We start from the raw sequence: 17,579 nt of genomic DNA, 5'->3' as shown, positions 1-17,579 counted from the left end.
ATTCATCACCCATCATATCGATTGCATGAAGAATATGTTGAACAAAATCTTATAAAATAGGGTTTTGTTCACTGACATAAGGACTATAAAAAACAAAGCCCTAGCACCCCTCTACGTTTTTCTAGGACCTTCATCATATCGTCAGTGAGATTTCAACTGTGCCCACAAAATTTTGCCTAATTTCTGTGGGTAACACAAACTTTTACAGAAATTTCCTCGATTGTCTTCTAAAATGAAACGTCATTAGAATGAGAAAGATCACACACAATATTTAATTTTTCCATTATTTTTAAAGCTTCTCTATTAAATTTCGATAAACCTTTTTCACGTTTATATAACGTAGTCCTATTTGAAGGAGATAAATATTTTTTCGATACTAGTCCTAATTTACAAATAATGTTTCTGAATCTCCTTCATCTTTTCTTTAAAAAAGAGTTTTGCATTTTCTGGAAAGACTTCAATGCCTTAACCATCCATAAAATTAACGACCCTAATTCCCAAACGATGCCAATTTTTTAAAAGATCCACTTGTCCCTCAAAAATGCAAGGCCCTTTGACAGAAAAAATGAACGTTAACTTTCCTTTCTCCGCAGCTTTAATTATCTCAGCAAAATTCGTACAAATAGCAACTTCTTCAAAATATTGAACTCTCAAATCATATAAAGCATCAACCATATCTAAACTTTTTAATAAATCGTAATCCCCTACATTTAAAAACAGGGCTTTAACATTTCCCTTTTGAAGGCAATCATAATTGACATGGTAAGTATGGATACTATTGGGATTCACGCTAAAACCAAATGTTAATGTAGAATATAGATATATGCTTTTTCCAAATCAAGTTCGTTTTATAAAAACTGCCGTATCCAGATTCTATCGTAATGAGCATCTAACAACCATAACAAACTTTCTTATATTTATAAATCTCCCTTCTTTTTTATTCCTTTAATTAAAGAGAAATTAAGAGAACATTTTTATTCAAAGATCAATTTTATTATAATCTTTAAAAATGAAGTCTGCACGCTTTAATTTGAACTTATCGTGTTAGGTAGTAACACCAATCATTATAAAGGCCTCTATCAAAATTGATTTATCAATCTTAATTTACTCATTCTACAGATCATTCTAATTGCTTTATCGAAATGCCAGAAAATTCTTTTTAAACTGTGACTATATTTCATAAGCTATGTGTAAATTTTCTCCAGAAATTTTTTCAGCGAGATTAGTTCTGTTTTTTTTGCTAAAGTATTCCTTAAGCTCAGAACTGTAGTTGAAGGTTTGATCAAATATTAAAAATCTAATGATCTCGCCATTTTCTAAGTGTATATTCCATGCTTGAGTAGCGCCAATTCTCAAATTAATCTTGGCTCAAATTTTCCTTCAATAATTGTAACGTAATAGCGACCTGCAACACTCGATTCTATATTTTTAAAAGGGGAAGGACAAAGATAAAGACCCAATAAGAGAGATCATTCCAAGAATTAATAACCAAGTCTATATTGCTTTCGTATAAATCTTCAGAATCCCATTTCCAAAAACCAAAATCGATAATTTCATGAACTGTTTTTTTTCATGCTCCTCATTTAGCTTTTCTTTACTTTTAATTCGGCGAGTATCCAAAATAGGAAATTGACAACCTCGTCAATGAATATGTGGCCTATTTCTAATGATAAGTAGGGGATCAGCTCCTTAATCAACCAAAAAGTGAGAAGCTCTAGATTCAGGTGATAAATTTAGTTTATTTTTCTTTCGTTCAGATAATGCTTATCTTCTTTAGAGAATATCACCTTTAGAATTTGGGAAGCAAAACGACAACAGTTTACTGCTTCTAATAACTCTTCTAATAACTTAATCTGCATTTTATTTTTAATTGTAATTTCTAAAAAATCTTCATGACGATCTATCTTAAAATAATATTCTTTATGCTTTTCTATTTTCGAAAAAATAGTATTGGTTACGTTTTGAGTTTGGAAAAAGAGTTTGTTTTCACTAAAACCCAGTTTTCCGTAGCGAATTAAATATCTCTGGGAAATCAAATTAAGAATTTTTTCATCGATATTAGGGTAATTCTTTACATATTTTTTTATTGGTCTAGAATTAAAAATATGAGCGCTATTAGAAAAAATCTAAATAAAGCTTGCACTGTCTTTTTAACAAGCTCATTGTTTCCCTTTATTTTAAGAACTGGTTACACTCCCTTTATTCATGACCTCAATTATCTTTTTCAAGATCATATTCCTCTACTTCCTGCTATGTTATATTTAGATACCGCACTCTCCATTACTGCTTTTCCTATGTTAGTGAGAATTCTTTATGAAATCGACATAGCCCGAACAAAATTGGGAACATTAACTATTACTTCTGGAGCAGAAATTGATGCAATCACTTGGTGTTTGCTCGCCGTTATTATGGCTATTGTTAGAAACAATGATCAAATCGTGATTATAGCTATTATCCCTATTATTGGCGCAATTATTTATGTCATTTTTATGATTTCTATTGGCAAAATATTATTATCAAAATTAGTTTGTCTCATAGAGCAAGAAAAAGATTTGACTATTTCTATTTTAGCTATTGTTCTAAGCATTGTGATGTTAAGCTCTTGGTTACAGATTATATTAAAATATATGCTATTTTTTGAGAATTTATCGTTGGATCCGCTTTTCCTCGTGGAGAATTTTCTTATCAGATAGGCGTGAAAATTGAATATCTCACTACTGCCTTTTTATTTCGTATCTTTTTTCTAGTCTTAATACTCAAATAGATCCATTAAATTCTTTAGAAATCGGATTGGTCACTCTTATTATCATCTTCTTAGCAATTTTAGAAAAAGGAGCAAGATGCACTCTAGCTGAAAAAATACACAGTAAAAGTTGGTAAAATGTATTTACCACTGATGCTTTAATGAATTTAAGAAGCCTCATGGAATTAACTCTTTTGAATATAGGAATGGAACACCATATATTAATTACTGCTACTTTTTCACTATATTAGTACTAATTGCAATTGCTACCACAGTTATAACATCAACTATTTATTACTTCCTAAACCAAAAATCCAGAAATTTTTTAAAAAAATTCTATGCATTGACTAATCCGTTTTAATTTTAAAAAATTAACTAATACTTTAAAAATTTCATCGATTTCTGCCATGGAAAGGTATAATTCTTCCGTCGATTTTATAACGCTGTGGGAAGACAAACAATGAATATTTTAATTATCTTATATTCGGATATCTAATTTTTGAGTGACTAAACTAATGAACTTCCTAATTTTAGGCCGAACAAATCGATATTTTTGAGAGTAAATGCAAATAGGAATTTCGAATTTAAGATAATTTTTTATTATTTCCATGGATATTTCTTTGATAATTCTTACTCAACCATATAATCATTCAATTGGACGATTACGAATCTGTCGACGGCACATTTCATGAGGTGTGCATTATTTAATTTTAATTGTATCGTCAAATTGAGTGATACTTTATTTTTTAAACCGGCAATGATATTTTCAGGTTCTTTTCCGTGCTTCGTTATGGAGACTATTCTTGTAACCGGGGAAACCCTTGATTCGTTATGTCATTGATGATGCTGTTTCAATTAATGTTATCCCGAACTATTTAGGGGCGTGGTGCCGATGATTGGTTCTGTTATGCACATAATATTCAAGTTCATCCTATGACGTTTTGACATGTCTTGGGACAGGATCCTAATATTATTGAATATCAAGTTGAGCAAACTCAAAATGGCGCTATTATTCGTGTAGTTGCCACTAAAAATATTAATAGGGAGAATTTGCAAAAATCGTTAGTTTCCAGCTTATTCGAACCAAGCTGACGTCAAAAATCCTGACATATACATTAAATTTTTGGATATAATACCGCACTATCCAGAAACCGGAAAGTTAAAACAATTTATCCCCTCCAATAAATAGCGTTCGCTTCGCAAAAATAGAATTCAAGGCTGGTATAATGACTCAGAAGTTCGGATACCCCCCTCTCCCGTTCCATCAGTCGTTATGGCATTTTAAGTATTACCCTTATTCTGTCTATTTTTTAATCAAAATGATAGAATACTCGTTCCCACTCCGTTTTTCTGCTATGGAATTCAAGTCTAGGTAATATAAGGAGGCAAGGAAATGATTCGATTAACTATTTTCTTGATATTGCTAGTTCCAGTATTGGGTTTAGGAAATCCATTACAAAAACTAGTAGTCGCTGTGGAGAATAACACTGATAAAACAATATGTTACCGGGATATCTATGCCCCTAACGAACCACCAGGCACTATCCAGAAAGTGATAGTCAATCCTAGTCACTTACCTCCCTATCAAAAAACAAAGATTACTATCTTATTCAGTGGGCAGTCCAGGCTTAACCGCTTCTGCTAATTTCACCAACGACAATGGAGATCTACTAACGTTTGGGTTCAACGATCCTTGGCAATATTATTCTGGCGGGGGAACTTATTTTGAAACCACAAACCCCAAATTATTTGCACGTTCGACCCCTACCCTCAATCCCAAAATTCCAGAAAAAGCGTTATTATGGACAAAAGGTGAATTATCAATTGAAAGATAATTAAAAAAAACTCAGCGACATAATGACAGAAGTGGACAAAAGTAAAAAAATTGTCTTAAAGAGTGCTTTAACTCAAAAAGTAACGGCCGAATAGATAAAATTTTTAGGGCAAGGTAAGTTATATTAATTCAGTTGCCGCCGGGAAAATCACTAAAAGTAATATAAAGAGAGATAAAATGCACTTCAGTTCAGTCACTTTCCAAGATCGAAATAAACAATATAAACTTACCAATACAAGGATTATGAAAACAATTATGATAGAGAAGTATACATCGCTCATCCTTACTGTAAAACTCTGACCGCTAATTTAAATTCTCCGAAAGACGGCAATATTATTATCTTTGACAACCATTATTAGAAAATCGAAGAGGAAAGATGCTGGTAAAATCGAGATCGTTTTTCTTTCCTTCAACAACGAAAACTTTAATACTTGTACCAACCCGCCCATCAATGTCGTAGACAAAGCTATAATGACTAATTATCTTTTTCCTATTTTCGTTTACTAGTAAAAGCGTGCTAGAATGCTTTCCGATAATTTTAAAGACAATTAATTAATAAACAAAAAAGAGAGGATTAATAATAAAAACTGATGACTAAATAGGTTTAAATATTTTGAAAAATATAAATTTCTTTACCCCCCCTTAGAAAAGCGCTACGGCCAAATTTATTAAAAGCAAATCCTATCACAAATTTATACCTGCATGCGAAGAAGAATCCCAAAAACTAGCAAATACAAGCCGCCTTACCGAGGCAACTAAAGAAGGACATGAAATATACAGCAAGTTATATTGTGAAAAAATCAAACAGTTATTTCTTTCTCTGGACAGCTTCTGTTATGTCCATCTCTGAAATACAAAATCCTGAAAGACGGCCATTAAAGTTGAAGTAGCAATAAGTTCGATGCCTTTATCTGGAAGCAGCCAATCAACACTCTGCTTATTTACAATTTCCGGTGAATACTTCAACAAAATAAATAATTAGCAACAAAATTTTTGAAAAATATATAGCTGTTAATTTTAGTTGAATAAAGTTGTGTTATTTCTGTCATTAATCGCTTCGATAGTTGGATAACCCTAGAAAGGGTTATCCAAGATAGATTTCCTTTATAGATGCCGTTAGCGTTAAAACAACCGTTGGTCCTGCTAGAACTTACAGACGAACCCTTGAGTCCCCATTGGCTTGGTACTTTAAATAATCGTCAGTGCCACCACTATTGGTGACCACACATTCACCCGCTGGGTTAGTTAAATCACCCAGCGTTAAGGTACTCGTTCCGTAACCCTCCCCATACACATAGGTTGTTTGCTTACCTGCTACATTACCCGAATAACTAAACGGACCATGAAAATTAGCCGCAAACGAAACTTTTGCCGAAGTTCCATTATAAACCATAATAGTCATAGGTTACTTTTGGAGGCGGTGGTGGTATTGCAACCGCGCTTTCTAAAACACCGAGCAACGTTAAGGATAGTCCTACTTTTTTTAAAGTTTTCATAAAATACCTCATTAACCCTATTTATGTTAAAAATTAAATGACTTCGCCAATCGAATTATTCGAAAAGCGCTTATTCACCTTACATAAAATTTACCTGCCTAGCTGCCTAGGGCTGTAAACAATTCAGTGGCACACCCTATGACAGGCTGCTAATGAGAATAATTTGAATGGAAGAATGGGAAAGGTAATGCAAATAGAAAAACACAGCCCTACTTGGTTAAACAAGGCAATTTAAACTGGAGTTTGCGACTGTGTGTTGCATTTGATCGATTTAACATAGGCCTGAAGCCCTATCAATATCTTAACTACATTGTGGAAACATGAAAGGAAGGCTTTGTGAAACGATTACCAAGCCTATGCGGGAGCAGGAACTAGATAATACCTTGCTGTTCCAAATAAGGAAATGAAATTTTAGTCGTAGACATTTTTGTATTATTTATACTTATAAGGGAATAATATGCGCATGTATAATTTTTTTTTACTCTATTGATAGCATTCCCTCTTTTTTTTAATATCATCTTTTGCAAACAAATAATAAAAGGAACATCTAGAACAGTCGAAATTTGAAGATTTGCTCCGCACCTACCGAATGTCCAGTGATCAAAATTTCACAGCTGATAATAGCGAAGTTTTTATTCCATCACCCCATCAGAATATACCGACTAAAAAAATTTTTAATTTAGGCAACTTAGATACTTTTGATAAAAAATATTCCTTACATATAGGAATAATTATATACAAACAAGTACATCATCATTAATGCTTCAATTCGTTTTTGATTTTTTTAAAAAAAAATTTTAAAAAAATCAAAACCCGTGCCCAATGGTTGGGTGTTGGATTTTTTTTCGTTTGTAATCACCACGCTGGCCTAGCGCTAATCGATGGACCCGATTGTTAATTTGAACCAATGCCATGATATCTCTTGCCTTATCGATTTTTTTCTAAATAAAATCTAAATAAAATATTAAAAAACTTATTTTACATAAACTTGTACGATGCTAATATGGGAATGGCATAAATCCAAGCTTAGCTGCAAGCAAGCGGCACGATCAATCACTCGTTGTTGAGCATTCATGTCTTCTTTTGTCGGGGCACCTTTGGCAGGACAATCCCAGCCCGTTAATTCTTTATAGTGCATCTGTGCAGAGTAGTGGCGAAGACCGTGACGATGGTCAATATCGGCTCTTTTACACATACTTGTTCAAATCGTTTTTCATAGGTTTTGTAGCTGGTATTGTGGGGATTAAATAATGACTTATATACTGAACCAATGCTTGACACAGTACTTTTTTCTTCGTTTAGCTAACGTAAGCATTGGTTATCAGTAAGACCACTGATAACCAATGCTAGCAACTTGTATTTAATTATTTACCTCCAAATCGATCCAAAAAAAGATTTGAGCTTTAACACTGAAATTCCCTGATAGGCCGATACCTACAAAAGATCAGAGTCTCCACTGATAATAACTTTCGCTTCTGCACTCAGCGCACAGACTATAAATTTATCCGTCACCTAAATCACAGCTAATTCCTTCCATAAGCTTTTCTGGTTCAAACAATTTTACTGCAAATAAAAGTTTATTAACAATATGCTCAAATTCGAGATGAGCATATTTTTTAGAAAAAATGTCAGACATTCTCCTTATATCCTCTACAATTTTTGGTGTAGCGACAACAGTGAATTTATCCTCTATCCGGGCGTCAATTATGTTTTGCGGTGCGCTAGCTAGCCCACCCATTCCAGAAATTAATACATTGATATCTACAACCACCTTCACAAAGCTATTCCACGTTTTTAACTTTTTTGGCCTTGGTTCTTTCCGCCTTAATTATTTTTTCTACTTCGCTCTTTGTTCATGTTCAATACCTGATTTTTTTAACTTACTTTCTAACTTTTGATAACAAAGCCTTGAGTTCTTTTTTTGAAGGCGGAGTTATCGTTTTAAGCACGACGGTGTCATTCTCAGCAATAACCACAAATTTTGTTCCTGTTTCAAGACCTAATTGTTCTCGTATTTCTTCTGGGATCACTATTTGCCCTCGAGAAGACATTTTTGTCGTGGCTAGTTGGCGTGACATCATCTTACTCCCATCTTAATCTTATTAATAAGTTATAGCATGAAATCGATGAACCCACGAGTTAATCTTTTTTTCTTTAAGCATTCCGCTACACCGCTTGGCTAACTGCTGGGCAATCAATATGTTATGTTCCACCGCCAGATGAACATACTTTTTTTTGTGGTCTTATAGATCAGAATACCCCCAAACAACTCTATCACCGTATACAAATCAGTACCACTCATCACGTGCTGTGACGCGAAATCGTGTCGTTGATCATACTAGGTAAAACTTTCGATGGCTGCGCTCTTTTTCAAATTATTCTAGAACTTCTTCACATTGGTGATATGCTCGCCTGGATTTTTTCCGGAAAAAACCCATACCCTTCCTTTATGCACAACCTTCGTTTGTTCGTACCATAATCGAATAACTTTTGATGTTTCTACATCCAACGGAACTTTGTACGGCTTGGCCACTTTAACAATATCCGCTGTTAAAGAAATAATGACATTATCCTGTTTGAAATCGATGTGCTTATCCCACTCCAATCGCTTAACGTACTAAAACGGATCCTAGATCTAAGCGGACTCTACCCGAAAAAGGGGCACTTTAATCGAAGTTAGAGTAATTAACACCTTAATGGCGGGAAGAAGTGGTTCATATGTGGCGTTTCACTAAAATAATGGCTATCACTGAAGGCCTTCCATCGCAAAATGAAATTGATTCAGCGGCGCGTTTATGGCTTTCGAAACTTTAAAAATTATCGTTTACGGGTTAGAGTATTATGTTCATGATAAAGTGCCCTACAATTGGGAAAGGTTTGACTTATTTAGAAATCGGGACGGCAGGATTTGAACCTGCGACCCCTTGCACCCCATGCAAGTGCGCTACCAGGCTGCGCTACGCCCCGAATCAAATCTTGTATTATAATTATAAGACCCCACTTATTCAATTTACAATGGCATTATGAGGAACGTTGATGACGGTTATGCTTCTTCTCTTTAGCAACTAGCGAGTTTCCTTGGATAATTAAGTCCTAATTTCTCTGTCGTCGTCTTTCCACATTGCCGAGAACCTAAAATAGCGACTGCCGAGTTTACTTTAAAAGAATCACTGATCTGTTGAATAAACTGAGGACGTTCCATAAATTACCTTGAAAATTTTAATAAAAACACAAATTTCAAACGTAAATCAAGCTTATTGCGTTTCAGGGTATGGCGAGGGACACCGCGATGAAGTGGATTTAGGAGTGATTAGCGCCCTTGGTTAAGCGAAGAGACGCTAATGGATCTACATCTCAAGCCATTTCCAAACCAGCTGCAATCCTTTCCAGTTCTGAAATAGCACGACGGATAGTTTCGTAGGCTTTATATTCTCTTTTATCATGCGAAGTATCTTCAGAAAGCTTCTGTTTAGCTCCTTCAATGGTATAACCTTCTTCATAAAGTAAACGGCGGATTTTTCGCACCAGCAAAACGTCTTTCAATTGATAGTAACGACGGTTACCTCGTCGTTTTAAAGGCGACAGCGGAGAAAATTCTTGCTCCCAATAACGCAAAACGTGAGTACGTAACTCACAGAGTTTGCCAACTTCACCAATTGTAAAATATAACTTTTCGGGAATAGGGGGTAATTCGCTTTCCGGTTTAGGATTCCCTTTCTTCTGATTTGACATTTTTCTCCACCCTGGATTTGAGTTTGTGGCCAGCACGGAATGTCACAACACGCCGCTCCGTAATAGGAATTTCTTCGCTGGTTTTAGGATTGCGTCCGGGACGTTGCTTTTTGTCACGCAGATTAAAATTACCGAATCCCGACAATTTCACCGGTTCTCCCCTTTCTAACGAAAGGCGGATATCCTCAAAAAATAATTCAACTAACTCTTTTGCCTCTCGCTTATTCAAGCCTACCACATTAAATAAATGTTCTGCCAAGTCAGCTTTTGTGAGTGCCATCAGCTATGTCCTCAATTTGACATTGAACTTACGCTCAAGAGCAGCGATTATACGTTCAATGACCTGTTTGATCTCTTCGTCTATTAGAGTGCGTGATGGGTTTTGAAAGGTCAACCCCAAAGCGACACTTTTCCCCCCAAATTCAATATGTTCACCGCCTTCATATATATCAAAAATTTCGCTCATGATCAATAAATGTCCAGCATTTTGAGCAATTTCTTCTTCAATTCGCGAAGCTTCAACGTCTCGATCCACTACAACGGCAAGATCACGACGAACCGTAGGAAATTTAGAGACGGATTGATAGTGAGATAACCTCGTCTTTGTAAGGGCTTCAAGTTCTGACTCAAACAGGTAAGGAATGCTCCCAAAGCCTAACTCTCGGACCAGCACAGGATGCAAGGCGCCCAAATAGCCGATACAAGCTTCTTTAAAGTAGAGAGCGGCGGATCGTCCCGGGTGCAAGGCAGGGTGCTCTGCTCGTATAAAATCGAAATCCTTTTCAGCGTGGGTAAGGGAGAGTAGCGTGCTTAGGTCTCCTTTCATGTCATAAAAATCGACTGGCCGTTTTTTTTCCCCCCATTGCAAGTTACTGGCATTCCCCACAATCAAACCAGCAATTTTAGTTATCTGCTGCCATTTTCTTTTTTGATGGATAAAACATCTGCCAATTTCAAAAAGTCTCATGCGCTCAATTTGACGAGATTGATTGTATTTCGCTGCAGTAACAAGCCCAGGCCATAAACTATTGCGCATGACGTTCATATCGTTCGTAATTGGGTTAGAAAGAGCAAGGGATTCCAAATTGGGATTAAGCTTATTCTGCAATTTATCATCCACAAAACTATAATTCACGGCCTCGTTATACCCACGGTCAACCATTAAACGCCGGATCCGAGCCAAGCTTACTTCTGTCTCCGCCACGGGTGACAAAACCATTTTACGTTTCATAATAGTTTGAGGAATTCGTTCATAGCTGTGCAATCGCGCTACTTCTTCAATTAAATCGACTTCTTGGGTAATATCAAAACGATAACTCGGCACAGTTACGTGCCAGCCATTTATTTCTGGCTGAAGGGTCATCCCCAAAAAACCTAAGATCTGGTGAATCTCTTTATCAGCAATTTCCACTCCCAAGAGGTGCTTAATTCGTTCACGACGTAAACCGACTTTTTTAATGGAGGGAAAAGTTTCTTCAATGCGTTGATCTTCAATAAAACCTGGTTTTCCACCCGTAATGGTCAATAACAATTCCGTTGCACGCTCCATTGCAAGTTTTTGCAGTTGGAAATCCACACCTCGCTCAAATCGATACGAAGAATCTGTATTTAAACCGTAATGTCGTGCCGTTAACGCAATATTACTTGGCGTAAAATAAGCACTTTCCAAAAAGATATTTTTTGTTCTTTCGTTAACGGCCGAATTAGCGCCCCCCATAATACCTGCAATAGCGTGTACTTGGTTTTCATCTGCAATAACCAAAGTGCGATTATTCAAAGTAACTTCGGTTCTATCGATCAAAGTAATTTTTTCATCGGAACTTGCATAGCGCACACGAATCTCGCCAGACAATTGATCGAAATCGAATGCATGCATAGGTTGACCCCATTCCAACATCACATAATTCAGGACATCTACAACAGGATGGATAGAGCGCAATCCACTACGGCGTAATCGTTCTCGCATCCAAAGCGGAGTTTGGGCATCACTATCAATATCACGAATAATCCGACCTACATAATACGGACAAGCTTCTTTGGCTTGTATCCCAATAGGAAAAATAGCATCGATAACGGGTGTTACGCGGGCTACTTTAGGTGCTTTCACAGAAAGCCGATTAATGGCGCCCACTTCATTAGCAATTCCTCGCACGCTAGCACAATCACCTCGATTAGGAGTTAGGCCAATATCAAAAACAGAATCCTTTAATTGCAAACAATCGTGTAAATCTTTACCGACAGCAACATCGGAAGTAAGCTCCATGATGAATCCGTTTTGATCCTCCGACAAGCCCAGCTCACGTTCTGAGCATATCATTCCATAGGAAACCACACCTCGCAATTTAGTTTTTTTAATTTTCAGCTCGCCCACTTGGCCACCAATTAGAGCAACAGGGACCTTCAAGCCAACGCGAACATTTGCTGCTCCACAGACAATTTCTAAGGCCTCGCTTTCCCCCACATTGACTCGGCAAAAGGACAGTCGATCCGCATCGGGATGTTTTTCTACCGATAACACTTCTCCTACCACCACCTTTTCAAAGGAGTGAGCAACAGAATTGACAGAGTCGACCTCTAAGCCAAATAAAGTAAGTTGTTCTGCTAAGTGCTCCGTGTTAACTAAGGGATTTACCCATTCACGAAGCCAAATTTCACTTAATTTCATGAATTAAAACTGCCTCAAAAAGCATAAGTCATTTTCGAAAAAGAGACGCAAATCGGGTACGCTATAAAGCAACATAGCTAATCGATCCAAACCAATACCAAAAGCAAAACCATTATATTCATCAGGGTCAATGTTCACGTTACGTAAGACATTGGGATGAACCATACCGCAACCCAAGACTTCTAACCAGCTGTCGGTAGCCGGTTGATAGATATCAACTTCGGCCGAAGGTTCGGTGAAAGGGAAATAAGAAGGACGAAAACGCAAACGAAATTCGGTTTCAAAAAAACAATTTAAAAATTGCTGTAATAAGCCTTTTAGGTCCGAAAAAGTACATTGTTTATCTACTACAAGGCCCTCTACTTGATGGAACATGGGGGTGTGGGTGGGATCAAAATCGCGTCGATATACTCGCCCTAATGCAATTAGTCGAATTGGTGCACCGTGTTTTTTCATTTCACGTATTTTCACATTGGAAGTATGGGTTCGTAATAACTGATTGTCTGAAAAATAAAAGGTATCTACCATTGTCCGAGCAGGATGACTTGAGGGAATATTTAATGCCTCAAAATTATGATACTCATCTTCAATTTCTGGACCCTCGACAACCTGAAAACCTAACGAAATAAACAATTGAGTTACTCGTTCAGAAACTCGAGCAATGGGGTGGATCGTACCAAGGCTGGTATAACGACCACGGAGAGTAACGTCAATTTTTTCTTGTGTTAATTTTTTATGAAGGGCTTTTTCCCGCAGCTGTGTAGATTTCTCAGTGAGTAAAGTCTGAATTTCATACTTAACTTCATTAATCGACTTTCCGAATTGAGGGCGCTCTTCGGGGGAAAGTTCCGCTAATGATTTGAGCAATTGGGTCAGTTCCCCCTTTTTGCCGAGATAATTAACACGAATTTTCTCCAAGGTCGGCTCATCGGTCGCTTCATCAATGAATTTTTTAGCAGCTTGTAATAAAGATTTTAATTGAGCCTGCATGGTTCGCGCATCATTATTCACTTAATGCATGCTTGGCTTTCTCAGCTAATTTCCCAAAGGCAACTTTATCCTTAACGGCCAAATCCGCTAATATTTTGCGATCCATAAGAATCGCCGCTTTATTTAAGCCATTTATCAGGCGACTATAGGAGAGTCCGTGCTCTCGTGCAGCCGCATTAATACGAACAATCCATAAAGCACGAAATTGACGCTTTCGCTGTTTGCGATCACGATAAGCGTACTGGGCCGCTTTAATTACGGCTTGTTTCGCCACACGATAGATCCGACTGCGCGCACCATAATAGCCTTTTGCTTTACTCAATATTTTTTTATGACGGGCCCTTGCGGTAACGCCTCGTTTTACTCTTGGCATGTTATATCTCCAGTATAAAAATTCTTAAAAGCAACTCAAACTCTCAGCATTTCCTCAATTCCCTTAACGTCGCTTTTAGCGACTTGATGCAACTTGCGCAACCGGCGTTTCCGTTTTTGCGATTTTTTCGTCAAAATATGATTATGATTAGCCGTAGCTCGCTTAATAGCGACTTGACCTGTTGTTTTAAACCGTTTCGTAGCCCCACGATTAGTCTTTAATTTCGGCATCACTCTCACTCTTCGTTTTATTACTCTCACCTTTGCCTTTCATAACCACCATTGTCATTTGGCGACCTTCCAGCTTCGGCTCTTGTTCGATAACAATACTTCTTAAATCGCGCTTGACGCGATTTAGCAGCTCTAATCCTAACTCACGATGTTGCATTTCTCGTCCTCTGAAACGCAAACTTACTTTTACCTTGTCCCCACGTTCTAAAAAATCTGCAATTTTACGCAACTTAACCTGGTAATCCCCCACATCCGTTGTGGGACGGAATTTCACTTCTTTAAGGTGAATTAACCGTTGCTTTTTCTTTTGAGCTGCTTTTCGTTTGCTTTGCTCAAACTGATACTTACCAAAATTCATAATACGGCAAACGGGCGGTTTAGCCGTTGGAGAAACTTCAACTAAATCCAATCCTGCTTCTTCAGCGAGGGTTAAAGCCCAATCAATTTTCACGATCCCCATTTGCTCGCCCTTCTCGTCAATCAATCGCACTTCCGGGAGACGGATTTGCTTATTGACGCGTGTTCGTTTCAATCTGATATATTATCTCCTCAAATAGTTAATTCTACTGGCGACTTTCTGCTATGCTGATAAATTTCTGCCTGCAATTGGCGAACAAACTCTTCCAACGTGAGACCAGTCGGCTTTTCATCACGTTCCACTGCGCGTACTGTGAGGGTTTTATCGGCAACTTCGCGGTCACCAATGATAACCTGATAAGGTAAACGCGCAATAGTGTGTTCGCGGATTTTAAAGCCGATCTTCTCATTTCTCAAGTCCGATGTGGCCCTAATGCCCAAATTTTGAAGATTTTCTACGATTTCCTTGACATAATCGGCTTGCCGATCGGTAATATTCATAACTACCACTTGAACAGGAGCTAACCAGAGGGGCAGTTTGCCGGCATACTCTTCTAATAAAATTCCTAAAAAGCGCTCAAATGAGCCCAATATAGCGCGATGGACCATTACAGGAGTTCTTTTGGAGCCATCTTCGTCAATGTAATATGCTCCCAATCGTTCCGGCATCGAAAAATCGACTTGCACGGTGCCGCATTGCCACACTCGCCCTAAGCAATCTCGCAAAGAAAATTCAACTTTCGGTCCATAAAAAGCCCCTTCCCCTGGCAAGATCTCCCAATTCGCACCCTTTTCGTCCAATGCTTTTGCCAAAGCTTGCTCCGCCTTAGTCCATACTTCATCACTCCCAACTCGCTTTTCGGGCCGGGTAGATAATTTATGAATAACTTCATTAAAGCCGAAATCGGCATAGACTTGGTGCAACTGATCGATAAAAGCCAACACCTCGCCTTGGATCTGTGCCTCCGTACAAAAAATATGCCCATCATCTTGAACAAAACCGCGCAACCGCATTAAAGCATGCAAAGTACCTGACGGCTCATTGCGGTGGCAGACACCAAATTCGGAGTAACGAATGGGTAAATCACGATAGCTTTTGATGCCTTGATTAAATATCTGAACATGGGCCGGACAGCTCATTGGTTTGATAACATACTGCTGGGGTTCCATCGACAAGCTAAAAATATCATCGCCGAATTTCTCTAAGTGACCCGATTTATCCCATAACTTTGCTTCAATGAGCTGCGGCGTATTGACTTCCTGATAACCGTACTTGTGGGTGAGATTGCGAATATATTCGCGCACTTGAAGGATAATGCTCCATCCTTTCGGATGCCAAAATACACTCCCCGGCGATTCCGATTGAAAATGAAATAAATCCATTTTCCTCCCGAGCACCCGATGGTCACGTTTTTCAGCCTCTTCAAGACGATGCAAATAGCTTTTTAAGGCTTTAGTATCAGCCCATGCCGTTCCATAAATTCGCTGCAACATTTCGTTTTTACTATCGCCTCGCCAGTATGCCCCTGCTAATTTTGTTAATTTAAAAGCTTTCAATTTCAATAAACCCGTACGTGGTATATGAGGGCCGCGACAAAGATCAATAAAATTACCTTGCTGATAGGCCGTTACTGTTTCCTCCGCAGGAATGTCACGGATAATCTCAACCTTATATTTCTCATTCATCCCTTCAAAAAGAGCTAAAGCTTCTTCACGAGTTAATACTCTTCGTTCCACTCTTAAATTAGCCTCTGCAATCTCATGCATTTTTTTCTCAATTTTTTCCAGATCCTCAGGGGTAAAAGAACGTTCAAAAGCAAAGTCGTAATAAAACCCATCTTCAATTACCGGGCCAATAGTGACTTGGGCCGTCGGAAATAATTCTTTAACGGCATGAGCTAAAAGATGCGCCGTAGAATGGCGGATAATTTCCAGCCCTTCGGGATCTTTGTCAGTAATAATTTTAAGAGAGGCATCTTCCTGAAGGAGATAAGATGTATCCACCCAGCAATCATCGACTTTTGCTGCTAATGCCGCCTTAGCAAGCCCAGCACCAATAGACTCGGCGACTTCTTGAACAGTCACAAGTTCAGAAAATCCTTTTATGCTTCCATCCGGAAGTTTGATCACTGGCATAATGGAACCCTTATGGGAAAGTACGCAAGATGGTAGCATCCTGCTATTTTTTTGACAATTTAAGACCTCGTAAAGCGTTAACCCTTCTTAAGGAATATTTTTCTTTTTCTTAATTTTTCTTGGTTTTTTCTCATTTTGGAGGTTCCTCATTGAAGAAGTCCATTTTTTAGCTAATTTTTATCTAATTTAAAAAAATAAAGTTCTCCTCACATTCATCATTGAAATTGAATCCGAAAATAAGTCAAATTTCACTGATTTCAAGTTTACACTAAGCGTCATTACATGCGACCTACCACACGTTTATAGATATAGACTAATACTCTTATTCCGAAAGAACTGGCAGAACAAGAAAGAGAAGCGCGAAAGGCAGTTATTAGCCAATTACAACAGGACCTTAACGAAGGGGACTTAATAGAACTCCATTTAATCTTACTAAAAATGGAGGGAAGAGTAGTATGGAAGGACACGTATCAAAAATGGTTACAAAGAATTATCCAGCTCCAAGTACTTCAGAAAAAAAAGAAAGTTTTATTAGAATTTTCAAGAAAACATACATTCTCCCCAATCGTTGAAGTAGCGGACAAAGAATGGAGCGTTTTACAGAGTCAACTCGAAGAAGCTTTTAGCACAAAAATTCAGAACTCTCCCTCAAGAATTGGCAGAAAATGAGACGACGTGCAAATTATCTAATCGCTCCTGGAAAAAAAGAGCCATTAGAGTCTCGCTTCTTCGATGACTACTCTAATAGACGCTCTCTATGTAGACGCTCTCTATGACATAAAAAAACAAATTAATAGTGTTTTGATAAAAGCAGAGAAATATGAAATAGGACCAAAAAGATTTCGTTCTCTTTGGAAGATGAAATTTTTTCCATAGAGAGTAGAATCAGATCCATTATTAGCCTTATTGAATATGCCCGAAATAAATATTTTTCTTTTCGAGCAAAAACAGAAAAAAAGCTTTAACGTGCGGGAACGATTCAGATTAGACTTCCGAAAGAGGCTGTCGAATGGCGCAATCCAA

The 17,579-nt window shown here is 37.6% G+C and carries 17 protein-coding genes, 1 tRNA gene and 1 pseudogene; 3 read left to right on the top strand and 16 right to left on the bottom strand.

All coding sequences use genetic code 11. The features are described from left to right. Positions 1-465: 465 nt before the first annotated feature. Both CleRt_RS13195 and CleRt_RS03620 read right to left on the bottom strand, forming a co-directional pair. Positions 466-789, bottom strand: a complete 324-nt coding sequence (locus CleRt_RS13195) for a membrane dipeptidase (protein WP_048875131.1) — start codon at positions 787-789, stop codon at positions 466-468. Positions 790-1,733: 944 nt separating this feature from the next. Beyond that, complete coding sequence (locus CleRt_RS03620) at positions 1,734-2,036, bottom strand: hypothetical protein (RefSeq protein ID WP_048875129.1); 303 nt, start codon at positions 2,034-2,036, stop codon at positions 1,734-1,736. 69 nt (positions 2,037-2,105) lie between these two features. On the opposite strand from CleRt_RS03620, the gene CleRt_RS03615 reads away from it, so the two are divergent. Both CleRt_RS03615 and CleRt_RS03610 read left to right on the top strand, forming a co-directional pair. Next, complete coding sequence (locus CleRt_RS03615; RefSeq protein WP_048875128.1) at positions 2,106-2,693, top strand: cation:proton antiporter domain-containing protein; 588 nt, start codon at positions 2,106-2,108, stop codon at positions 2,691-2,693. 1,663 nt (positions 2,694-4,356) lie between these two features. Then, the gene (locus CleRt_RS03610; RefSeq protein ID WP_048875127.1) at positions 4,357-4,578 is read left to right on the top strand and encodes a hypothetical protein; all 222 of its coding nucleotides are present in this window, start codon (positions 4,357-4,359) and stop codon (positions 4,576-4,578) included. Positions 4,579-5,727: 1,149 nt separating this feature from the next. Here the strand turns inward: CleRt_RS03610 and CleRt_RS03605 are convergent. The 5 genes from CleRt_RS03605 to CleRt_RS03585 all read right to left on the bottom strand — a co-directional run bounded on the left by CleRt_RS03605 (position 5,728) and on the right by CleRt_RS03585 (position 8,678). Further along, positions 5,728-5,979: a hypothetical protein gene (locus CleRt_RS03605; RefSeq protein ID WP_048875126.1), complete on the bottom strand. Its 252-nt coding sequence runs from the start codon at positions 5,977-5,979 to the stop codon at positions 5,728-5,730. A gap of 1,067 nt (positions 5,980-7,046) precedes the next feature. Next, on the bottom strand, positions 7,047-7,268 hold the full coding sequence (locus tag CleRt_RS03600; RefSeq protein WP_048875125.1) for a hypothetical protein: 222 nt from the start codon (positions 7,266-7,268) through the stop codon (positions 7,047-7,049). A gap of 306 nt (positions 7,269-7,574) precedes the next feature. Next, entirely contained in the window at positions 7,575-7,850 is a 276-nt protein-coding gene (locus CleRt_RS03595; RefSeq protein WP_048875124.1) for a PIN domain-containing protein, read from the bottom strand. 103 nt (positions 7,851-7,953) lie between these two features. After that, entirely contained in the window at positions 7,954-8,154 is a 201-nt protein-coding gene (locus CleRt_RS03590; RefSeq protein WP_082160420.1) for an AbrB/MazE/SpoVT family DNA-binding domain-containing protein, read from the bottom strand. 299 nt (positions 8,155-8,453) lie between these two features. Continuing rightward, on the bottom strand, positions 8,454-8,678 hold the full coding sequence (locus CleRt_RS03585) for a hypothetical protein (protein ID WP_048875122.1): 225 nt from the start codon (positions 8,676-8,678) through the stop codon (positions 8,454-8,456). A gap of 92 nt (positions 8,679-8,770) precedes the next feature. Between CleRt_RS03585 and CleRt_RS09985 the strand changes: the two are divergent. Next, positions 8,771-8,924, top strand: a pseudogene (locus CleRt_RS09985) (transposase); the annotation flags it as partial. 42 nt (positions 8,925-8,966) lie between these two features. Here the strand turns inward: CleRt_RS09985 and CleRt_RS03580 are convergent. The 9 genes from CleRt_RS03580 to thrS form a co-directional block, all read right to left on the bottom strand. Continuing rightward, positions 8,967-9,040 (bottom strand) — tRNA-Pro (locus tag CleRt_RS03580). A gap of 387 nt (positions 9,041-9,427) precedes the next feature. Further along, on the bottom strand, positions 9,428-9,805 hold the full coding sequence (locus CleRt_RS03575; RefSeq protein ID WP_048875121.1) for a MerR family transcriptional regulator: 378 nt from the start codon (positions 9,803-9,805) through the stop codon (positions 9,428-9,430). Then, a complete protein-coding gene (locus CleRt_RS03570; RefSeq protein WP_048875120.1) occupies positions 9,777-10,085 on the bottom strand; it encodes an integration host factor subunit alpha in 309 nt (102 codons plus the stop codon). Before CleRt_RS03570 ends, CleRt_RS03575 begins: the two co-directional genes overlap by 29 nt. 3 nt (positions 10,086-10,088) lie before the next feature. Continuing rightward, positions 10,089-12,470, bottom strand: a complete 2,382-nt coding sequence (gene pheT, locus CleRt_RS03565; protein ID WP_048875119.1) for a phenylalanine--tRNA ligase subunit beta — start codon at positions 12,468-12,470, stop codon at positions 10,089-10,091. A gap of 3 nt (positions 12,471-12,473) precedes the next feature. Further along, the gene (gene pheS, locus CleRt_RS03560; protein ID WP_048875776.1) at positions 12,474-13,460 is read right to left on the bottom strand and encodes a phenylalanine--tRNA ligase subunit alpha; all 987 of its coding nucleotides are present in this window, start codon (positions 13,458-13,460) and stop codon (positions 12,474-12,476) included. A 13-nt stretch (positions 13,461-13,473) separates the two neighbouring features. Continuing rightward, positions 13,474-13,833 carry a 50S ribosomal protein L20 gene (gene rplT / locus CleRt_RS03555; RefSeq protein WP_048875118.1) on the bottom strand — a complete coding sequence of 120 codons (360 nt, stop codon included), beginning with the start codon at positions 13,831-13,833 and terminating at the stop codon, positions 13,474-13,476. Between the two features lie 35 nt (positions 13,834-13,868). Beyond that, positions 13,869-14,063, bottom strand: coding sequence for a 50S ribosomal protein L35 (gene rpmI, locus CleRt_RS03550; protein ID WP_048875117.1), 195 nt, complete (start codon positions 14,061-14,063; stop codon positions 13,869-13,871). Beyond that, positions 14,044-14,595, bottom strand: a complete 552-nt coding sequence (gene infC / locus CleRt_RS03545; protein WP_235379176.1) for a translation initiation factor IF-3 — start codon at positions 14,593-14,595, stop codon at positions 14,044-14,046. Before infC ends, rpmI begins: the two co-directional genes overlap by 20 nt. A 17-nt stretch (positions 14,596-14,612) precedes the next feature. Beyond that, a complete protein-coding gene (gene thrS, locus CleRt_RS03540) occupies positions 14,613-16,556 on the bottom strand; it encodes a threonine--tRNA ligase (protein ID WP_048875115.1) in 1,944 nt (647 codons plus the stop codon). Between the last annotated feature and the right edge of the window lie 1,023 nt (positions 16,557-17,579).

The organism is Candidatus Coxiella mudrowiae (genome assembly GCA_001077715.1).
In the GTDB taxonomy this organism is placed as follows: Bacteria; Pseudomonadota; Gammaproteobacteria; order Coxiellales; family Coxiellaceae; genus Coxiella; species Coxiella mudrowiae.
This window is presented reverse-complemented; position numbering and strand designations above follow the sequence as displayed.

Excerpts from the sequence above, each read along its gene's own strand:
- CleRt_RS03570 (WP_048875120.1), bottom strand. The coding sequence starts at position 10,085 with ATGGCACTCACAAAAGCTGACTTGGCAGAACATTTATTTAATGTGGTA.
- rplT (WP_048875118.1), bottom strand. The coding sequence starts at position 13,833 with ATGCCAAGAGTAAAACGAGGCGTTACCGCAAGGGCCCGTCATAAAAAA.
- CleRt_RS03605 (WP_048875126.1), bottom strand. The coding sequence starts at position 5,979 with ATGACTATTATGGTTTATAATGGAACTTCGGCAAAAGTTTCGTTTGCG.
- rpmI (WP_048875117.1), bottom strand. The coding sequence starts at position 14,063 with ATGCCGAAATTAAAGACTAATCGTGGGGCTACGAAACGGTTTAAAACA.
- pheS (WP_048875776.1), bottom strand. The coding sequence starts at position 13,460 with ATGCAGGCTCAATTAAAATCTTTATTACAAGCTGCTAAAAAATTCATT.
- CleRt_RS03590 (WP_082160420.1), bottom strand. The coding sequence starts at position 8,154 with ATGATGTCACGCCAACTAGCCACGACAAAAATGTCTTCTCGAGGGCAA.
- CleRt_RS03575 (WP_048875121.1), bottom strand. The coding sequence starts at position 9,805 with ATGTCAAATCAGAAGAAAGGGAATCCTAAACCGGAAAGCGAATTACCC.
- thrS (WP_048875115.1), bottom strand. The coding sequence starts at position 16,556 with ATGCCAGTGATCAAACTTCCGGATGGAAGCATAAAAGGATTTTCTGAA.
- CleRt_RS03600 (WP_048875125.1), bottom strand. The coding sequence starts at position 7,268 with ATGTGTAAAAGAGCCGATATTGACCATCGTCACGGTCTTCGCCACTAC.
- pheT (WP_048875119.1), bottom strand. The coding sequence starts at position 12,470 with ATGAAATTAAGTGAAATTTGGCTTCGTGAATGGGTAAATCCCTTAGTT.
- CleRt_RS03615 (WP_048875128.1), top strand. The coding sequence starts at position 2,106 with ATGAGCGCTATTAGAAAAAATCTAAATAAAGCTTGCACTGTCTTTTTA.